Here is an 18,180-nt window from a genome sequence, read left to right as displayed (position 1 = left end):
CAGCCCGCAGAGAAGGCTACCCAACACAGCCGCGTGAACTTTAGATCATGGATTCCAGACGCATGTCCACGGCTAGGTAGCCGATCATCACGACCAATGTTTTAACCTCACATTTGAAATAGTCCGGAACTGATGGGTCTGCTGCAGGTTTGGGTGACAGGTTCGGTCACGCGGCCTAGAGGGCCGGTGTGGTCATGACGGTCTCGTATTCGAGCGGGGTCAGTCGGCCGAGCGAGGCTTGTCGGCGGCGTCGGTGGTAGGTGCGTTCGGCCCAGGTCACGATCGCGATCCGCAGTTCCTGACGGGTGGCTCACGTCCGGTGGTCGAGGACGTCCTTCTGCAGCAGGCTGAAGAAGGACTCCACGGCCGCGTTGTCGCCTGCCACCCTGGCCCTTCCTGACGATCCGGCCATCCTGCGGCCGTCGAGGGATGGCCAGGATGCCGCCTATTTCGACTGAGTTCGATTCGCCCAGCCAACGGCAGCCAGCGTGATCAGGATGGCAATGCCTCGGCTGGCGAGCCGAGCTGAGCAAGAACCGCCGTCTTGGTGAAGTCTTGTGGCGAGCCTGGCTGAGCAAAGACCGGCCTCGGAAACAGGTTGGGTGGGAATCGCGTCGCCAGCTCTTGCTTCCAGTTGGTCCACGTGTTGGGAACCCGACTGACTTCCTCGGCAGTGAGAGTCCGGGGAGGCTGGCTGTGCAGGATCGACATGCGTGGGCCGTTCTCGTCCTGGGTCACGAGTACACGGGTCTCCAGAACGTTCGCCGCTGGAGTGAGCCCATGCCCGGTCAGCGTCATCAAGCTGGAGGCGAACCACCGGACCGTGGCTGTGTACCAGTCCTGACCGCCGATGCTGTGGGCAGTCATGTCCGAGGCGCCGTCGAAGGTGAGCGTGGGCGGGTCGAACCACCCCAACGCGGGACGGTCTTCCGTTGCGCTCGCACCGTCCCCGAGCGGGGTGTAGGCAAGACGAAGGTTCAGCCATCCCGTGTCGTCGCTGGGGTCGTACGCCGGCAGGTGGTCGAACGGAGCATTCGTGACTAGTTCTGGGTTGCTTCCGGGCCTGGCTGGCCGCCTTGAACCCGTAGAGAGAGTTGTCACTCAATGTGTGCTGGGGCAGTGTGCTGGGGCTCTGTGATGCGCTCTGCTTGTTGGTGTCCCGCCAGTCGTTTTGCACAACGGGAACCGCGCGGCGTCCGCCTCCTCTGCCCACGCGTCGTAGAACTCAGTGCATGTGACAGACCATTGACTGGTCTTGGCCATAGCTGTCGACTCTACGCGCGTTCTCATACCGGAGCAGGAGTCCTGCCCCTACGGGTCCTCCCTGGGAACATGGGGCTAACCCCCGCGGCTCCATCGTCGGCATGACGTTGCGTCACCCAGTAGTGGGCACCCTGTACTCACAACGAACACTCAGGGGAGGTGTCTCTGATGTCGGTTCTGTGTGCCGCATCCTCACAGCCAGAGACATCGGCAGCGCTCTCGTCAGGCGGTTACTGTCATGGGTCTGCCCGCGACTCTGTAAGTCGTTTTGTGGAGAGCTCACGTTCCATGTCGGGGACTTGGCTCACAGCCTGCTGCCCGCGAAAGGTCACTCATCCATGGCAAACGAACGTCTAGGGTCGCCTGTTTTGGACATCCGGATTGGTGGCCTGCGGCTCACCATTCAACGCGTTCCGATCGCTGCCATTCGCACGATCAGTGCCGTTGCTGCCTCTGCAGTGACGGTCTGGATCGCCCTCCGGTGAGCTAGAGAGCCACTGAACGCACTACTCAATGCCCGGGACCACAAGGCCTCGGGCATTGGTCTGCGTCAGTGACGGCCGTCGACGACGAACTGATCAGCCGCAACCCGTGCCGGGTCAAGGGGCAGGCAAGGAGTCCGCCGCTGAGCGACGCATCGCCACCGTGGCCCAAGTCGACGGCCTGGCCGACGCGATCGGCATCTGCTGGCGTCTCATGGTCTGCCCCGGCGCGTACGGTCCGATGCGTCCCGAGGAACTGGCCAGCCTGCACCGCCGGGACGTCGACTCCGACGGCCTCATGATCCGCGTCCGTGTTGCCGAGCCGGAGCGGACCAACGGTTAGCGTGCTCCTGGCGAGACCAAGTCCGATGCGGGTGTTCGCGTTGTCGTCCTTCCGGCCTTCGTCCACAAGGACGGTGGAGCCGCTCAGGCGTCCCCGCTCCCGCATTGGGAGGGCTGCCTGATGGCCGACAGCAAGGGCAGGCGCCGCCGCTTCGGCGCGATCAGACGACTTCCTTCCGGCCGCTATCAGGCGCGCTACCCGGGGCCTCACGGCGTGATGCGGTCGGCGCCGGAGACCTTCGAGACGATCGCTGATGCCGACGACTGGCTTGCCGAGAAGCAAACCGAGATCCGTCGGGGAGACTGGCGGGACCCGGAGGCCGGTGCCGTGAGCTTCCGTGCCTACGCCGGCAAGTGGGTGGAGGAGCGCGAACTGGCGCCGCTCTCGGACGACCTCTACCGCCATCTCCTCGACAAGCACCTGACTGCGTTTGCCGACCTGGACTTGGATGAGATCACGGCACCGCGAGTGCGCGAATGGCGGGCCGAGCGGCTGCGGGAGACCGGCGCCAAGACGGTCACTGCCAAGGCGTACCGCCTCCTCAAGGCCATCATGGAGACGGCTGTGGACGACGAGTTGATCCAGCGCAACCCGTGCCGGATCAAGGGCGCAGGTAAGGAGAAGGCAGCCGAGCGTCGAATCGCCACCGTTGCCCAGGTCGACGCGCTCGCCGCAGCAGTGGGGATGGGTGGCGGCTCATGGTCTACCTCGGTGCCTACGGCCCGCTGCGGCCGGAAGAGCTGGCCGGCCTCCGTCGACGGGACGTCGACCTCGACACCCTGCGGATCCGTGTTCGCCTCGCCGAGCCGGAGCGCATGAACAGCGGCGCGTCCAAGGCGACACCAAGAGCGAGGCCGGAACCCGGACTGTGATTCTTCCCGCCTTCCTCCACCGGGAGCTCCGCTGGCACCTGGAGTCGTACGCCGAGCCGGGACCCGACGGGCTGCTGTTCGTAGGGGAGAAGGGGGCTCCCTTCCGCCGCAGTACTTTCCGCCGGAGGTGGCCCAGGGCGCGTGAGGTCGTCGGCATGCCCGAGGGCTTCCGGTTCTACGACCTCCGCCACACCGGGCACACCCTGTCCACCCGGTCCGGGGCCACCTTGAAGGACACGACGGTCCGCGCCGGGCGGTCCTCCGAGTAGGCCGCGTTGATCTATCAGCACTCCGACGACGAGCGACAGGAAAAGGTCGCCGTCGGCCTCGACGCCACCGTCCGGAAGGCGCGGGCGGCTGCCGCGCAGAAGGGCCCTGCGCAGCGTTCTGGCACGAATCCGGCACGCGACGACTGATCACGATGGACAGCAAAAAGGCCCGGGTCTCTGACCTGGGCCTTCTCCATGGAGCGGGTGACGAGAATCGAACTCGCGCTCTCAGCTTGGGAAGCTGATGTTCTACCATTAAACTACACCCGCGTAAGACGCCGACGAAGTCGGGATCCGAACGCTCGCTCACTGTACCTCATCGCGGACCCCCGGTGCTCATGCCGTGGGGTCCGAGCGTGTTTCGAGGGGTGGATCCGGCTGCGGGGCACCGGAGTTGGGGCGTACCGTGGGGGCGTGGGAGGGGGTCTCGGCGAGGCCGGAGTGCCGCCTGGAGAGTCGTCTCTTTGATCCCGTAATGTGGCTTTTGTCGTCACGGCAGTAAGCCAGACGCGGCTCTTGGGGAAGGGACTCTAGGACTTGATGGAACGCACCGTCGTCCGCTGTGCCGATGGGCACGTGTTCAGCACCGCTTCGTTCCCGATGCAGCAGGCCGAGCGGCTCGGCCCCGGCCGGCTCCTCCGGTGTCCACGGTGTGCCCGGCTGCGCAGCGTCGTGCCTGTCGCTCTCGAGAAGCGGTAGTAGCTGCAGGGGGGGACGCCGCAGTCAGTCGCAGCGCGTAGTCATCGGCGCGCGGGGTCGTCACGATTGTCACGGCTCCGCGCGCCTTGCGTATCCTCTGGACGTGCTTCTCTCAGACAAGGACATCCGGGCCGAGATCGACGCCGGGCGGGTACGGATCGATCCCTACGACGAATCCATGGTGCAGCCGTCGAGCATCGACGTGCGGCTGGACCGTTACTTCCGGGTGTTCGAGAACCACCGGTACCCGCACATCGACCCCTCGGTCGAGCAGGCCGACCTCACGCGGCTCGTGGAGCCGGAGGGCGACGAGCCGTTCATCCTGCACCCCGGGGAGTTCGTGTTGGCCTCGACGTACGAGGTCGTCACGCTTCCCGACGATCTCGCCTCGCGGCTGGAGGGCAAGTCCTCCCTCGGGCGCCTCGGGCTCGTCACCCACTCGACCGCCGGGTTCATCGACCCCGGGTTCTCCGGGCACGTCACCCTCGAGCTGTCCAATCTCGCCACCCTGCCGATCAAGCTGTGGCCCGGAATGAAGATCGGGCAGCTGTGCATGTTCCGGCTGACCTCCCCGGCCGAGCACCCCTACGGCAGCGAGCGGTACGGCTCCCGCTACCAGGGGCAGCGCGGGCCCACCGCCTCGCGGTCCTTCCTCAACTTCCACCGGACGCAGGTGTGAGCGCGATGAGCGACGCGCGCGAGAACCTGACCTACGAGCGGTTCGGTGTGGCCGTCCGCGAGCTCGCCCAGACCATCGCAGACGACGGGTACGAGCCCGACATAGTGCTCTCCATCGCACGCGGAGGGGTCTTCGTCGCCGGCGGTCTCGCCTACGCCCTGGACTGCAAGAACCTGCACCTGGTGAACGTCGAGTTCTACACCGGTGTGGGGACCACGCTCGAGATGCCCGTCATGCTCGCGCCCGTCCCCAACGCCATCGACTTCTCCGACAAGAAGGTCCTGATCACCGACGACGTCGCCGACACCGGCAAGACGCTGAAGCTGGTGCGCGACTTCTGCCTCGACACCGTCGCCGAGGTGCGGTCCGCCGTGATCTACGAGAAGTCCCACTCCCTCGTGAAGTGCGAGTACGTGTGGAAGCGGACCGACAAGTGGATCAACTTCCCGTGGTCCGTGTTGCCTCCGTGCCGTAAGTCCGGCACGCCGATCACACCGTCGAAAGACGCGCTGTAACGCGCTGAAAAAGGCCTGTGCCTCGTGCTCGCCCGCGTATGAGGCTCTGATCACGTCATCGGATGGGAACGGGACCCGGCGTCCGGCGTCTCCTTCCGTGTGTCGCACGCGATCCGTGAATCGCGGAGTGCCGGCGTCGACACGTGTGAGGACCTGGACGGCCGTTGGGGGAACGCGGTGGAGCACAGGACGCTGGGGCAGCGGTACGAGCTGGTGGAGCAGCTTGGCCACGGTGGGATGGGCACGGTGTACCGGGCCGTCGACCACCGCCTGCGTCGTACCGTCGCGGTCAAGACGCTCTCCGCCGAGCTGGTGCTGCAGCCGCAGTTCCTCGCCCGGTTCCAGCGCGAGGCTCACGCGGCCGCCACGCTCAACCACCCCGGCGTGGCGACCGTGTACGACGTGGGCGAGGACGCGGTGGACGGCTTCACCGTGCCGTACCTGGTCATGGAGTACGTGGAGGGCCGGACCCTCGCCCAGGCACTGGCGGACGGACCGCTGCCGGCCGAGCAGGCGGTGGACGCGGCCGGGCAGGTGCTCGAGGCCCTGCGGCACAGCCACGGCCACGGCATAGTGCACCGGGACATCAAGCCGGCGAACGTCATGCTCACCCGGGCCGGGACGGCCAAAGTCCTCGACTTCGGAATCGCGAAGGCGCTCAGCGAGATGGCGACCCGACTGACCGGGACGGGCGTGGCGGTCGGTACGCCCGCCTATCTGGCGCCGGAGCAGATCGAAGGCCGCGACACGGACCACCGCACGGACCTGTACGCGGTGGGCTGCCTGCTGTACGAGTTGCTGACCGGCCGCCCTCCGTACACCGGGCAGTCGCCGTTCTCGGTGATGCACCAGCACCTGGTGCAGGAACCCGTTCCGCCGTCGCGGCTGCGCCCGGGACTGCCGCCAGGAGTGGACGCGGTCGTACTGCGGGCGCTGCGCAAGCGCCGGGAGGACCGGTTCGCCGACGCGGCGGAGATGAAGGCGGAGCTGGATCGGGCCGCGCGGACACCCACGGCGCCCACGATGCCGGCCCCGACCGCCATGGATCCCCGTGCTCAGGCGGACCAGCCCGAGCCGGCAGAGGCTCCGCGACCCGCCCGGTCCGCGACGCGGTCGGACGGGATCAGGTCCCTGGGGCGGGTGGTGTTCCAGCCCACGCCGGAGGGGATGGTCGCACTCCTCGGAAGCACCCTCGCGGTGGTGGTGTCGCGGTCCGAGATGATCGCCACTGAGCACTTCCCGCTGGTCGCGCTGCTCAGCGGCCTCGCGGGGTGTGTACTGCTGCTGTGGTCGGCCCGCCTGGCGTGTGCCGTGGCCTGGGCTCCGGTGGCGGAGGCCGTGGCGGTGTGGTCGGAGTTCTCCCGCGCCAATATGGGCTGGGAGACGCGGTACGTCGTCATCGCCCTGCTGCTGGGGCTCGTCGCCGGGTTCTGCCTGACCGCCGGCTACCGGGACGAGCGCACGGGCGGGTTCGCACTGATGGCGTTCTGGTTCACGGGGCTGACGTCGGTGTGGTACTTCCTCGACGACCTGCGCAAGATCGGCGTGTTCTACGTCCTGCTCCTCGGGGTCTGCCTCGTCCTCGGCGCCCAGACTCTGAAGACCCGTCTCGCCGATTCCCGCAGCCCCGCGGTCCCGGCCCCGGAGCCGGCCGCCCGCTGAGTCGGTCCCGGCCTCCGGGGCGCGCCGGATCTGCATCGACAAAGGGCCCCCGGCGGAAGCAACGCCGGGAGCCCTTCGGGTGTCTGTGGCCTGCTAGAACGTGCCGAGCTTCACGATCGACAGCAGTGCGATCAGCTGGATCGCCGATGCGCCCAGCGCCTTCGGCCACGGCAGGTCGTGGGAGCGGCTGACCATGAGGGTCAGGAGCGCGGCGGCCGCGACCCAGGTCGCCCAGCCCAGCAGCTGTACGAAGCCCGCGTCGCCGCCGAAGAACATCGCGACGACCAGGCGGGGGGCGTCCGTGATGGAGGTGATCAGCATGGACAGGCCCACCGTGGGCTGCCACGCCCCGTCGCCGCCGAGCTGGCGGGCCAGGGTGTGGGTGACCACGCCCAGGATGAACGCGCTCAGCACCATCGCGACCGCCGTCGTCAGGACGATGGGCACCGCGTTGGAGAGCGTGGCGCTGATCGCGTCCTTGCGGGCGCCGTCGAAGCCGAACACGGCGAGGAGGCCGTAGAGGAACGTCACGACGAGGGCGGGGCCCCACATCGTGTAGTCCCGCATCTGGAGGAAGGTCTGGTTGGGGGCGAACACGATCCCCCGCAGCAGCTCCTTCCAGTGCAGGCGCGGCCCGATCGGGCCGGCCGCGGCGGCCGAGCCCGCCCGGTAGGTCCCGCCCTGGTTGTACGGGTCGTCGACCGAGAACGCCTGGGTGTGGCCCGGGTTGTTGGCCGCGTAGGGGTCAGGGGCGCCGCCCTGGGCCGGGTAGCCGCCGTAGTCGTCGCCGAAGTACTCGGGCCCGTCGCCGGGCCGCCCGCCCGGGTAGCCGCCGTTCGCCTGCGGCCACTGGGCACCGCCGCCGTACTGCGGCCGCTGCCGCGGTTGGGGCTGCGGTGCCGACGGGTAGCCGTGCGACGGTCCCTGCGGCGCCCGTCCGCCGTGCGGTCCCTGCGGTCCCTGTTGTCCTTGCGGGGTGCGGTTGTCCCGGCCGCCGCGTCCGATCCTGAATCCAGCCACGTCTTCGAACGTACCTGTTCCTGAAGAGTGACGTGCCGGGCCCGCCCCTCCGGGTCCGGCTTTGCTGCCGAGCTGTGACATCCCCTAGGGGGTGTCGAGGGCATCCCGTAGGAGGGCTACTGGCCCATGGAGAAGCCCAGTTGTCGGCCTTCGTGACGCCGCCACGGAAGATCTGGACGTCCTTGGCGACGCTGCCGAAGGCCGGGTCGGCCCGGTGGTGGCCGGTGAAGTCGCCGATCGGCAGGGACATGCCGTAGCGGCCGTGGAGGGCGGTCGCGAGGCCGCTCGGGTGGCGGTGTGCGTCGGGGCGCTCCGGATGTCACCGGGCCGGGCCCCGGTGGTGCGGGGCCCGGCCGGCGGAGGGCGTACGGCCGGTCAGTCGGCGAACAGGGCGCCGAACTGGGGGGCGCCCGTCGTGGACACGCCGACCGAGCCCGGGGCGACGGTGTGGACGCCGGTCGTGACGATCTTCGTGCCGTTGGACGGCAGGTACATCACCTGGCCGTCGCCGCTGTTCTCGTACGAGCCCACCAGCAGGTCGGCCTTGCCGTCGCCGTTGACGTCGTCGAGCTTGACGTCCGCGCCGAACAGGTCGGCCTTCTCGTCGCTGCCCGGGACGCCCGCCGTGCTCTGGGCGAAGGCCTGAGCGCCGGAGGCGGTGTTCACTCCGGACGCCGAGCCGTACAGGACGGTGACCTGGCCGGTGTTGGAGACGCCGCCGATGTCCTCGTTCGGGGTGGAGACGACCAGGTCCTGGTAGCCGTCGCCGTTGACGTCGCCCAGGTCGAGGTCCCAGCCGAAGCCGTCGTCCTTCTCCGAGGTGCCGGGGACGCTGCCGGTGTCCTGGGTGATGCCGGTGGTGGTCGCCGGGCCGGAGGCGGAGCCGTAGGTGATGTTCACCTTTCCGCCCTTGGCGGAGTCCGGGATGGTGGTGCCGTTGTCGGTGGTGGCGTCCCAGGAGGCACCGCTGACGATGTCCCCGAAGCCGTCGCCGTTGATGTCGCCGATGCCGGTGACCATGCCGGTCTTGAGCTTCTTGGCGGAGGCGACGCTCAGGCCGTTCGCGGTGCCGGGCAGCCAGTAGTTGGTGTTCCAGCCGTGCGAGGTGGCCGTCTCGTAGCCGTCGACGATCAGGTCGGTGCGGCCGTCGCCGTTGACGTCACCGGCGGTCAGGCTCATCGGGCCGTACGGGAAGTCGTTGGTGCCCGAATGGATCGGCGGCTTGACGGTGGTCCGCCCGCCGGGCGTACCGCCGGTGCTGAAGCCGCCCTTGTAGACGTAGATGGTCGCGGCGGAGCTGCCGACGGCCAGGTCGGCCTTGCCGTCGCCGTCGAAGTCGCCGGCGGCCAGGTCCTTGCCCCAGTAGTCGTGGGAGCCGGTGGCCGGGTCGGGGACGTCGATCCCCTTGCCGGTGAGGCCGTTCGCGGAGCCCCAGAGGATGGCGAGGGCGCCGCCGTTGGTGTCGGTGCCGACCTTCTCGCTGGGGGAGCTCACGGCGAGGTCGTCGTAGCCGTCGCCGTTGAAGTCGGCGTAAGCCAGCTCCCCGCCGAACATGTCGCCGGCCTCCGCGGTGCCCGGGACGCCTGCGGTGTTCTGGCTGATGGTGGTGTGCTTGGCGTAGGTCACGCCGGAGGTGGTGCCGTAGAGCGCGACGACCTGGCCGGCGTTCTTGTGGCCGCCGACGTAGGCGGTGGCCGCCGAGGTGACCACGTCGCCGATGCCGTCGCCGTTGAAGTCGGCCTGCGCGACCTTGACGGAGTCCGCGGCCGTCGCGGTGGCGGCCGAGATCGAGAGCAGACCGCCCGTCAGCGCGGCCGCGGTGGCCGTCGCGAGGGCGAGTCGCAGGTGCGTGTGCATGCGGGGTCTCCTGCGGCATGCGGGGGATGCCTGGCGGGGCATCCGCAGTCGATGGTGTGCGGACCGTCCGCGTTCGCCTCGGGTGGTCCCGGGTTTCATGGGGCGGTCGCCGATCATGAGACCCGCGCCGACTGGCAAGGGTTGTACGGGAGTTCGGTAAATCTCTGCGACGGGTCGTGCCGGGTGGGGCGGCGGCTCGGGCGCGCTACGGCACCAGGAACTCCGAAGTCGAGAAGGTCACCGCGGGCTTCGCCGCCACGAGTCCCTTCTCCACCCCGCGGTAGACGGCCACCGTGTCCTCGGTCTCCCCCCGGTACGTCCGCACCACCAGGTCCGCCCGTCCGTCCCCGTCGAAGTCACCGGTCGTCAGGACGCGGGTGGTCCCGTCGGCGGGCGGGGCGATGGTGACCGTGCCCGACGCTGACAGCCCCTTCGTACGGCCCCGGAGAATGCGCAACCGCGAGCCGCTGGAGACCAGTTCGTCCCGGCCGTCGCCGTCGAAGTCGGCCGCGTCCAGCATCGAGCCGGGCGTGGCGAGGGTGGCGCGGGTGGCCGCCGGAAGGTCGTAGCGCAGGGACGTTTCCGCCATGCCGCCCACCGCCGCGTCCAGTGCCCTGCCCTGGCCGAAGCGGCCGAGGACGACATCGACGCCATTGGGGAGGACGGCACCGGTGCGGGTCGGTCCGTTCGGGCCGCCCAGGAGCAGGGCCGATTTGGCGGTGCCCTCCGCCGTACGGACGACCAGGTCGTCGTAGCCGTCCCGGTTGACGTCGGCGGAGGGGCCGACCGGGACCTCGCCCGGTGACGGAAGCGGCGCGGCTGCCGCGTGCGGGGTGCCCTTGCGGCTGAACGGGCCGCGCAGATACGACAGCCGGCCGCCCGACGCGTGCAGCACCAGGTCGGACTTGCGGTCCCCGTCGAAGTCGCCGCACACCGGCTGGTCGGGCCAGTCGTTGCCGAAGCGGGCGCGGGCGGGGACGGTGAGCTTCACGGCCCTGCCGGTCAGGCCGTTCGAAGACCCGAAGAGGATCTGCAGCGGCACCGGGGGCTGTCCCTGGCCGTCGTACGGCGGATCGGTGGACACGACCAGATCGGTGAACCCGTCGCCGTCCAGGTCGCAGCTCGCCTCCGCGTCGAAGACGGCGGGGAGTCGGCCCCTGGTCGGTGCGGCCTGCGTCTTCGGGCTGAGCAACTGCCGCGCGCCGGGCGTGAGTCCGTGCGCGCTGCCGTACACGATCCCGATGCCCGCGTCGTCGGCGTGGCTCTGCTCCTTGACCAGGTCGTCGAGGACCAGGTCGGGGTGGCCGTCGCCGTTGAAGTCGGCGGAGACCTTGCTGCCCTTGCCGTGCGGTACGGGGATCTTCGCCGGGGCGTCCGCGACGGTCACCGGGGTGTGCTCGGCGGTCCCCGTGTCCGCCGTGGGCCCACAGGCGGCCAGCAGCAGCCCCAGCCCGCCGATCACCGCGGTCACCGCCCCGGCTCTTCCACCCCTGCGCACACGCACCGTCCATCCCGTCAGCACCCTCGCAACGCCTGGGCAATGATGCACGCGTTCGAGACCGGGCGACACCCCGGCGCCCGCGCGGGAGACGGGAGTGCCCGGATCGGCTCACCTGTTCAACGCCGAGTCCACTCCCACGGGATGGCAGTTCCGGTGGCTGCTTGCTGGGCCGGCTCTGCCAGGCGCTCAGCGACGCGAGCCGTCGTCCTCACGCTCCCTGGATTGCCGGATGTAGGAGACTGCTCGCACTTGGTCCGGACTGCGGACCCCGGTGTTCAGAGGTGCCCTGTGCCCAGTGTGGTAAAAATCAACGTCCTCACCGTTCCCGCCGAGCAGCGGGAGACCCTGGAGAAGCGGTTCGCCTCGCGGGCCCACGCCGTGGAGAACTCCGACGGGTTCGAGTGGTTCGAACTTCTCCGCCCCGTCGAGGGCACCGACACCTACCTCGTCTACACCCGTTGGCGTGACGAGGAGTCGTTCCAGGCCTGGATGAAGGGGCCGATGAAGTCCGCGCACCAGGGCGGCGGCGAGGGCGGTGAGCGGCCGAGGCCCGCCGCCTCCGGGTCGACCCTGTGGTCCTTCGAGGTGGTGCAGCAGGCGGGGCCCAAGGGGGCCTAGCCGTAGAGCCGAGGCCGGGCTGCGCGCGGATGAACCCCTGTGCCTTGCGGGGGGGATTGGCAGTTCTGTGCCACGCTTTGGCGGCAGCCGCCTGCTTGACCGCGTACTTTGCAGAGCAGTTCGTGGCGCAGATCCGCCATTCATCGCCGGGGTGGGGGCGGTGAGGCGTGCGAGATGCCGACGCGCCTCTTCTGCCCACGTGCCCTCGGCCCACGTACACGACGGCGCCCCCTGTCCGTGTGGGTCAGGGGGCGCCGTCCGCCTTCCGGGGCCGTTACTTCACCGGCTCCGGCTCCGGCTCGTTCTCGGTCTCCGGCTCGCCCGCCGGGTCCACCGGTGTCCTGACGGAGTCGAGGAGGAGCTGGGCGACGTCCACGACCTGGATGGACTCCTTGGCCTTGCCGTCGTTCTTCTTGCCGTTGACCGAGTCGGTGAGCATCACGAGGCAGAAGGGGCAGGCCGTCGAGACGATGTCCGGGTTGAGGGAGAGGGCCTCGTCGACGCGCTCGTTGTTGATGCGCTTGCCGATCCGCTCCTCCATCCACATCCGGGCACCACCGGCGCCGCAGCAGAAGCCGCGCTCCTTGTGCCGGTGCATCTCCTCGTTGCGCAGGCCCGGGACCTTGCCGATGATCTCGCGCGGGGGCGTGTAGATCTTGTTGTGGCGGCCCAGGTAGCACGGGTCGTGGTAGGTGATGATGCCCTCGACCGGGGTGACCGGGATCAGCTTGCCCTCGTCCACCAGGTGCTGGAGCAGCTGGGTGTGGTGGATGACCTCGTAGTCGCCGCCGAGCTGCGGGTACTCGTTGCCCAGGGTGTTCAGGCAGTGCGGGCACGTGGCGACGATCTTCTTCGCCGACTTCGGCTTCTTCGACTCCGCGGTGACCTTGCCCTCGTCGTCCAGCTCCTCGCCGAACGCCGTGTTCAGGGCCATGACGTTCTCCATGCCGAGCTCCTGGAACAGGGGCTCGTTGCCGAGGCGGCGGGCGGAGTCACCGGTGCACTTCTCGTCGCCGCCCATGATCGCGAACTTCACGCCCGCGATGTGGAGCAGCTCGGCGAAGGCCTTCGTGGTCTTCTTGGCGCGGTCCTCGAGGGCGCCGGCGCAGCCGACCCAGTACAGGTACTCGACCTCGGAGAGGTCCTCGATGTCCTTGCCTACGACCGGGACCTCGAAGTCGACCTCCTTGGTCCACTCGAGGCGCTGCTTCTTGGCCAGGCCCCAGGGGTTGCCCTTCTTCTCCAGGTTCTTGAGCATCGTGCCCGCCTCGGAGGGGAAGGCGCTCTCGATCATGACCTGGTAGCGGCGCATGTCGACGATGTGGTCGATGTGCTCGATGTCCACGGGGCACTGCTCGACGCAGGCGCCGCAGGTGGTGCAGGACCACAGGACGTCCGGGTCGATGACGCCGTTCTCCTCGGCGGTGCCGATCAGCGGGCGCTCGGCCTCGGCCAGCGCGGACGCCGGGACGTCCTTCAGGGCTTCGGCCGAAGCCTTCTCCTCGCCCTCCATCGTCTTGCCGCCGCCGGCCAGCAGGTACGGCGCCTTGGCGTGCGCGTTGTCGCGCAGGGACATGATCAGGAGCTTGGGGGAGAGCGGCTTGCCGGTGTTCCAGGCGGGGCACTGCGACTGGCAGCGGCCGCACTCGGTGCAGGTGGAGAAGTCCAGCAGGCCCTTCCAGGAGAACTGCTCGACCTGGGAGACGCCGAAGACGTCGTCGTCACCGGGGTCGGTGAAGTCGATCGGCTTGCCGCCGGAGGTCATCGGCAGCAGTGCGCCGAGCGAGGTACCGCCGTCCGCGTTCCGCTTGAACCAGATGTTCGGGAAGGCGAGGAAGCGGTGCCAGGCGACACCCATGTCGGTCTTCAGGGCGACCGTGATCATCCAGATGAAGGAGGTCGCGATCTTCAGGCCCGCGAAGAAGTAGGTGAGGTTCTGGAGCGTGGAGACGTCCATGCCCTCCAGCCACGACACCACCGGGTACGAGATGAAGAACGAGGCCTCGTAGCCGTCGACGTGGTGCTGGGCGCCTTCCAGCGCGTGCAGCATGAAGATGCAGATGCCGACGATGAGGATGACGGCCTCGACGAAGTACGCCTGGCCGAAGTTGGAGCCGGCGAAGCGGGACTTGCGGCCCGGCCTGTTCGGCTTGCTCAGCTGACGGATCGCGATCAGGACCGCGATGCCGACCACCGTCATGGTGCCGATGAACTCGACATAGACGTTGTACGGCGCCCACTCGCCGATGACCGGCAGGATCCAGTCGGCCTGGAACAGCTGGCCGATGGCGTTGACGATCGTCAGCAGCAGGGAGAAGAAGCCCACCGCCACGAACCAGTGCGCAATACCGACGATGCCCCAGCGGTTCATCCTGGTATGGCCGAGGAACTCCTTGACCACGGTGAGGGTGCGCTGGACGGGCTCGTCGGTGCGCGTGCCCGCGGGCACGCTCTGGCCGAGCCGCATGAAGTTGTAGATCTGCAGGACGGCGCGGGCGAACAGGGCTACGCCGACCACGATCAGAACCAGCGACACGATGATCGCGGCGAGTTGCATTTCGGGGCTCCTCGGGCCTGCGAGGGACATTACTAAGCGGTAACTTATGCAGTCCGTTCGAGACTACCCGCATCCTTCCTCGCACTGTAGCCAGGAGCGAGGTGATCTGGGTCGCTGAGGGGAGCCTGAGCCGGACAGGCAATCCGATCGTGTTATTCATACCGAATTGCACCATTCACGCCTAATTTAGAGCCGTGCTCTACGGGATCCTCGCCGCCACCTCCGCCCTCCTGCTCACCGCCGTGCTCGCGGCGCTGCTCCGCGCGCCCGGCCTGCGGGCCGGGATCGTCGAGCGGAGGCAGCCGGATCCGGCGCGACGCCGGCGGCCCGTGCCCCTGCTCGGGGGTGTGGCCGTGCTGTCCGCCACCTGTCTCGTCGCCGGGGCGGGGCAGTGGACGCGGGTCGCGCCGCTGGGGGGCGGGGTCGGGAGGCTGCTGCTCGCGGGCGCGGGGGTCGCCCTGCTCGGGCTGGTCGCCGACGTGTGGCGGCTGCGGCCGCGGGTGCTCGCCGCGGGTACGGCGGTCGCCGCCGCCTGCGTCGTGCCGTACGACGAGACCGGTGTGCCCGCGGGCCTCCTGGCCGTGGGCTGGATCGTCCTCGTCGCCTTCGCCTTCCGGGCGCTGGACCACGCCGACGGGCTGGCCGGCACGGTCGGGGTGATCACCGCCTTCGGGGTCGGGGCCTGCGCCGCGGCCGAGGTGATGGACGGGCTGGCCGTGCTGCTCAGCGTGCTCGCCGCCGCCCTCACCGGGTTCCTCATGCACAACTGGCATCCCGCGCGGATCGGGCTGGGCGCGTGCGGATCGCTGTTCACGGGGTTCGTGCTCGCCTCCGCCGCCGTGTTCACCCGGGCCGGGCACGGACTCGGGGACAGCGCGGGTGTGCTGTTCTGCCTCACCGCCCTCGGTACGGCCGACCTCGCCCTGGTGGCCGTGTCGAGGCGCATGGCCCGGCGCTCGCTCCTCAGGAGCGGGCCCGACCATCTCGGCCACCGCTTGCGGCGCCTCGGGCTCACCCCGCCGGGAACCGTCGTCCTCCTCGGCATCGTCGCCTTCTCCGGGGTGCTGGTCGGGGTGCTCGCCCACACCGGCTGGGCCGGGGACGGTGCCGTCCTCTGGGTGGCCGGCGGGGCGCTCGTGGTCGTACTTCTACTCCTTCGAATCCCTGTCTATGGGGTCCGTCGTATGGCATCTTCGCAGGTCACACGGCAGTTGCGTGTAAGGAACGGATAAGAGTTGAGCCCCCATGGCTCAGGTCTGTTGACCCAGTGGCGACCCTCGTGCACACTTGAGTCCGTTCCACTCAAGTCAGCTGGAGGAAATCACCATGGCACGTGCGGTCGGCATCGACCTGGGCACGACTAACTCCGTCGTCAGCGTTCTGGAGGGCGGCGAGCCCACCGTCATCACCAACGCCGAGGGTGCCAGGACCACGCCGTCCGTCGTCGCCTTCGCCAAGAACGGCGAGGTGCTGGTCGGCGAGGTCGCCAAGCGCCAGGCGGTCACCAACGTGGACCGGACCATCCGTTCCGTCAAGCGCCACATGGGCACCGACTGGAAGATCCAGCTGGACGGGAAGGACTTCAACCCGCAGCAGATCTCCGCCTTCATCCTGCAGAAGCTGAAGCGCGACGCCGAGGCCTACCTGGGTGAGAAGGTGACCGACGCGGTCATCACCGTCCCGGCCTACTTCAACGACTCCGAGCGCCAGGCGACGAAGGAGGCCGGCGAGATCGCCGGTCTGAACGTCCTGCGCATCGTCAACGAGCCCACCGCGGCCGCGCTCGCGTACGGCCTCGACAAGGACGAGCAGATCATCCTGGTCTTCGACCTCGGTGGCGGCACGTTCGACGTCTCGCTGCTGGAGATCGGCGACGGTGTCGTCGAGGTCAAGGCCACCAACGGCGACAACCACCTCGGTGGTGACGACTGGGACCAGCGCATCGTCGACTACCTGGTCAAGCAGTTCGCGTCCGGCCACGGCGTGGACCTCGGCAAGGACAAGATGGCTCTGCAGCGTCTGCGCGAGGCTGCCGAGAAGGCGAAGATCGAGCTGTCCTCGTCCACCGAGACCTCGATCAACCTGCCCTACATCACCGCGTCCGCCGAGGGCCCGCTGCACCTGGACGAGAAGCTGACGCGCGCTCAGTTCCAGCAGCTGACCGCGGACCTGCTGGAGCGCTGCAAGACGCCGTTCCACAACGTCATCAAGGACGCCGGCATCTCCCTCGGCGAGATCGACCACGTCGTCCTCGTCGGTGGCTCCACCCGTATGCCCGCCGTCGCCGAGCTCGTCAAGGAGCTGACCGGCGGCAAGGAGGCCAACAAGGGCGTGAACCCGGACGAGGTCGTCGCCATCGGCGCCTCGCTCCAGGCCGGTGTCCTCAAGGGTGAGGTCAAGGACGTCCTGCTCCTCGACGTGACCCCGCTGTCCCTCGGTATCGAGACCAAGGGCGGCATCATGACCAAGCTCATCGAGCGCAACACCACGATCCCGACCAAGCGGTCCGAGATCTTCACGACGGCCGAGGACAACCAGCCGTCCGTGCAGATCCAGGTCTACCAGGGCGAGCGCGAGATCGCGGCCTACAACAAGAAGCTCGGCATGTTCGAGCTGACCGGTCTGCCGCCGGCGCCGCGTGGCGTCCCGCAGATCGAGGTCTCCTTCGACATCGACGCCAACGGCATCATGCACGTCACGGCGAAGGACCTCGGCACCGGCAAGGAGCAGAAGATGACCGTCACCGGCGGCTCCTCGCTCCCGAAGGACGAGGTCGACCGCATGCGTGAGGAGGCCGAGCGCTACGCGGAGGAGGACCACAAGCGCCGCGAGGCCGCCGAGACCCGCAACCAGGGCGAGCAGCTCGTCTACCAGACCGAGAAGTTCCTCAAGGACAACGAGGACAAGGTCCCGGGCGAGATCAAGACCGAGGTCGAGGCGTCCGTCGAGGAGCTGAAGACCGCGCTCAAGGGCGAGGACACCGCCGAGATCCGTACCGCCACGGAGAAGGTCGCGGCCGTCTCGCAGAAGCTGGGCCAGGCCATGTACGCCGACGCCCAGGCCGCGCAGGCCGCGGGCGGCGCGTCCGCCGGCGCCGGTGAGGCCCGCGCCGACGACGACGTCGTGGACGCCGAGATCGTCGACGACGAGCGCAAGGACGGTGCCGCGTGACGGAGGAGACCCCGGGCTTCGAGGAGAAGCCCGACGTCCCCTCCGGCGCCACCCCTGACGACGCCGAGCCGAAGGCCGCCTCCGAAGAGGGGGCGTCCCCGGCCGGGGACGCGAATCAGACAGCCGGCCTGGTGGCCCAGCTGGACCAGGTGCGCACGGCACTCAACGAGCGCACGCTGGACCTCCAGCGCCTTCAGGCCGAGTACCAGAACTACCGCCGCCGCGTCGATCGCGACCGGGTAGCGGTCCGGGAGATCGCCATCGCGAACCTCCTGACCGAACTGCTGCCCGTGCTCGACGACATCGGCCGCGCGCGGGAACACGGCGAGCTCGTCGGCGGATTCAAGTCCGTCGCCGAGTCGCTGGAGACCGTCGCGGCGAAGATGGGACTGCAGCAGTTCGGCAAGGAGGGCGAGCCCTTCGACCCGACGATCCACGAGGCCCTGATGCACTCGTACGCGCCGGACGTCACCGAGACGACGTGCGTGGCGATTCTGCAGCCCGGGTATCGCATCGGCGAGCGCACCATCCGCCCCGCGCGGGTGGCCGTCGCCGAGCCGCAGCCCGGCGCGCAGACGGTCAAGGCCGAAGGTGCCGACGAGGGCACGGCGGCCGACGACAAGGAGAACGGTGGCCCGGAGGAGGGCTGACGTAAACACTGAACGGAAGGAG

At 68.9% G+C, this 18,180-nt stretch carries 12 protein-coding genes, 1 tRNA gene and 3 pseudogenes; 9 read left to right on the top strand and 7 right to left on the bottom strand.

The annotated features are described in order from the left end of the window. Nucleotides 1-175: 175 nt before the first annotated feature. Nucleotides 176-430, bottom strand: a pseudogene (locus Q8A52_RS38610) (integrase core domain-containing protein); the annotation flags it as partial. A gap of 62 nt (nucleotides 431-492) precedes the next feature. Next, complete coding sequence (locus Q8A52_RS38605) at nucleotides 493-915, bottom strand: hypothetical protein (RefSeq protein ID WP_316760473.1); 423 nt, start codon at nucleotides 913-915, stop codon at nucleotides 493-495. Between the two features lie 904 nt (nucleotides 916-1,819). On the opposite strand from Q8A52_RS38605, the pseudogene Q8A52_RS49485 reads away from it, so the two are divergent. Both Q8A52_RS49485 and Q8A52_RS38595 read left to right on the top strand, forming a co-directional pair. Beyond that, nucleotides 1,820-2,160: pseudogene (locus Q8A52_RS49485) on the top strand (tyrosine-type recombinase/integrase); the annotation flags it as partial. Nucleotides 2,161-2,208: 48 nt separating this feature from the next. Next, a pseudogene (locus Q8A52_RS38595) lies at nucleotides 2,209-3,376 on the top strand (tyrosine-type recombinase/integrase). A gap of 49 nt (nucleotides 3,377-3,425) precedes the next feature. On the opposite strand, the gene Q8A52_RS38590 reads toward Q8A52_RS38595, so the two are convergent. After that, nucleotides 3,426-3,499, bottom strand: a tRNA-Gly gene (locus Q8A52_RS38590). Between the two features lie 532 nt (nucleotides 3,500-4,031). Here Q8A52_RS38590 and dcd point away from each other — a divergent pair. The 3 genes from dcd to Q8A52_RS38575 all read left to right on the top strand — a co-directional run bounded on the left by dcd (nucleotide 4,032) and on the right by Q8A52_RS38575 (nucleotide 6,784). Next, a complete protein-coding gene (gene dcd / locus Q8A52_RS38585; protein WP_316760470.1) occupies nucleotides 4,032-4,607 on the top strand; it encodes a dCTP deaminase in 576 nt (191 codons plus the stop codon). A 5-nt stretch (nucleotides 4,608-4,612) separates the two neighbouring features. Beyond that, nucleotides 4,613-5,122 (top strand): phosphoribosyltransferase, encoded by a 510-nt coding sequence (locus tag Q8A52_RS38580; protein WP_316760467.1) that lies wholly within the window; start codon nucleotides 4,613-4,615, stop codon nucleotides 5,120-5,122. Nucleotides 5,123-5,299: 177 nt separating this feature from the next. After that, nucleotides 5,300-6,784, top strand: coding sequence for a protein kinase domain-containing protein (locus tag Q8A52_RS38575; protein WP_316760464.1), 1,485 nt, complete (start codon nucleotides 5,300-5,302; stop codon nucleotides 6,782-6,784). Between the two features lie 93 nt (nucleotides 6,785-6,877). Here the strand turns inward: Q8A52_RS38575 and Q8A52_RS38570 are convergent, their stop codons facing one another. The 3 genes from Q8A52_RS38570 to Q8A52_RS38560 all read right to left on the bottom strand — a co-directional run bounded on the left by Q8A52_RS38570 (nucleotide 6,878) and on the right by Q8A52_RS38560 (nucleotide 11,165). Next, entirely contained in the window at nucleotides 6,878-7,885 is a 1,008-nt protein-coding gene (locus Q8A52_RS38570; protein ID WP_316760461.1) for a Yip1 family protein, read from the bottom strand. A gap of 294 nt (nucleotides 7,886-8,179) precedes the next feature. Further along, the gene (locus Q8A52_RS38565) at nucleotides 8,180-9,661 is read right to left on the bottom strand and encodes an FG-GAP and VCBS repeat-containing protein (RefSeq protein WP_316760458.1); all 1,482 of its coding nucleotides are present in this window, start codon (nucleotides 9,659-9,661) and stop codon (nucleotides 8,180-8,182) included. A gap of 205 nt (nucleotides 9,662-9,866) precedes the next feature. Next, on the bottom strand, nucleotides 9,867-11,165 hold the full coding sequence (locus Q8A52_RS38560) for an FG-GAP repeat domain-containing protein (RefSeq protein ID WP_408649327.1): 1,299 nt from the start codon (nucleotides 11,163-11,165) through the stop codon (nucleotides 9,867-9,869). Nucleotides 11,166-11,450: 285 nt separating this feature from the next. On the opposite strand from Q8A52_RS38560, the gene Q8A52_RS38555 reads away from it, so the two are divergent. Then, the gene (locus Q8A52_RS38555; protein ID WP_316760453.1) at nucleotides 11,451-11,780 is read left to right on the top strand and encodes an antibiotic biosynthesis monooxygenase family protein; all 330 of its coding nucleotides are present in this window, start codon (nucleotides 11,451-11,453) and stop codon (nucleotides 11,778-11,780) included. 274 nt (nucleotides 11,781-12,054) lie between these two features. Here Q8A52_RS38555 and Q8A52_RS38550 read toward each other — a convergent pair whose 3' ends face one another. Beyond that, a complete protein-coding gene (locus Q8A52_RS38550; RefSeq protein ID WP_316760449.1) occupies nucleotides 12,055-14,337 on the bottom strand; it encodes a (Fe-S)-binding protein in 2,283 nt (760 codons plus the stop codon). 194 nt (nucleotides 14,338-14,531) lie between these two features. Between Q8A52_RS38550 and Q8A52_RS38545 the strand changes: the two genes are divergently transcribed. The 3 genes from Q8A52_RS38545 to grpE all read left to right on the top strand — a co-directional run bounded on the left by Q8A52_RS38545 (nucleotide 14,532) and on the right by grpE (nucleotide 18,158). Continuing rightward, nucleotides 14,532-15,569 carry an MraY family glycosyltransferase gene (locus tag Q8A52_RS38545; protein WP_316760446.1) on the top strand — a complete coding sequence of 346 codons (1,038 nt, stop codon included), beginning with the start codon at nucleotides 14,532-14,534 and terminating at the stop codon, nucleotides 15,567-15,569. 94 nt (nucleotides 15,570-15,663) lie between these two features. Next, on the top strand, nucleotides 15,664-17,508 hold the full coding sequence (dnaK, locus tag Q8A52_RS38540; protein WP_316760444.1) for a molecular chaperone DnaK: 1,845 nt from the start codon (nucleotides 15,664-15,666) through the stop codon (nucleotides 17,506-17,508). Then, nucleotides 17,505-18,158, top strand: coding sequence for a nucleotide exchange factor GrpE (grpE, locus tag Q8A52_RS38535; RefSeq protein WP_316760441.1), 654 nt, complete (start codon nucleotides 17,505-17,507; stop codon nucleotides 18,156-18,158). The genes dnaK and grpE overlap by 4 nt, the downstream gene beginning before the upstream one ends. Nucleotides 18,159-18,180 lie beyond the last annotated feature (22 nt).

The organism is Streptomyces herbicida (genome assembly GCF_032656585.1).
Lineage (GTDB): Bacteria > Actinomycetota > Actinomycetes > Streptomycetales > Streptomycetaceae > Streptomyces > Streptomyces herbicida.
Note: the sequence above shows the minus strand (reverse complement) of the source record. Positions and strands in the feature narration are given on the sequence as shown.

What these genes read in the sequence shown, in the direction of transcription:
- dnaK (WP_316760444.1), top strand. Translation starts at nt 15,664, where the DNA reads ATGGCACGTGCGGTCGGCATCGACCTGGGCACGACTAACTCCGTCGTC.
- Q8A52_RS38570 (WP_316760461.1), bottom strand. Translation starts at nt 7,885, where the DNA reads ATGTCACAGCTCGGCAGCAAAGCCGGACCCGGAGGGGCGGGCCCGGCA.
- Q8A52_RS38565 (WP_316760458.1), bottom strand. Translation starts at nt 9,661, where the DNA reads ATGCACACGCACCTGCGACTCGCCCTCGCGACGGCCACCGCGGCCGCG.
- Q8A52_RS38580 (WP_316760467.1), top strand. Translation starts at nt 4,613, where the DNA reads ATGAGCGACGCGCGCGAGAACCTGACCTACGAGCGGTTCGGTGTGGCC.
- Q8A52_RS38550 (WP_316760449.1), bottom strand. Translation starts at nt 14,337, where the DNA reads ATGCAACTCGCCGCGATCATCGTGTCGCTGGTTCTGATCGTGGTCGGC.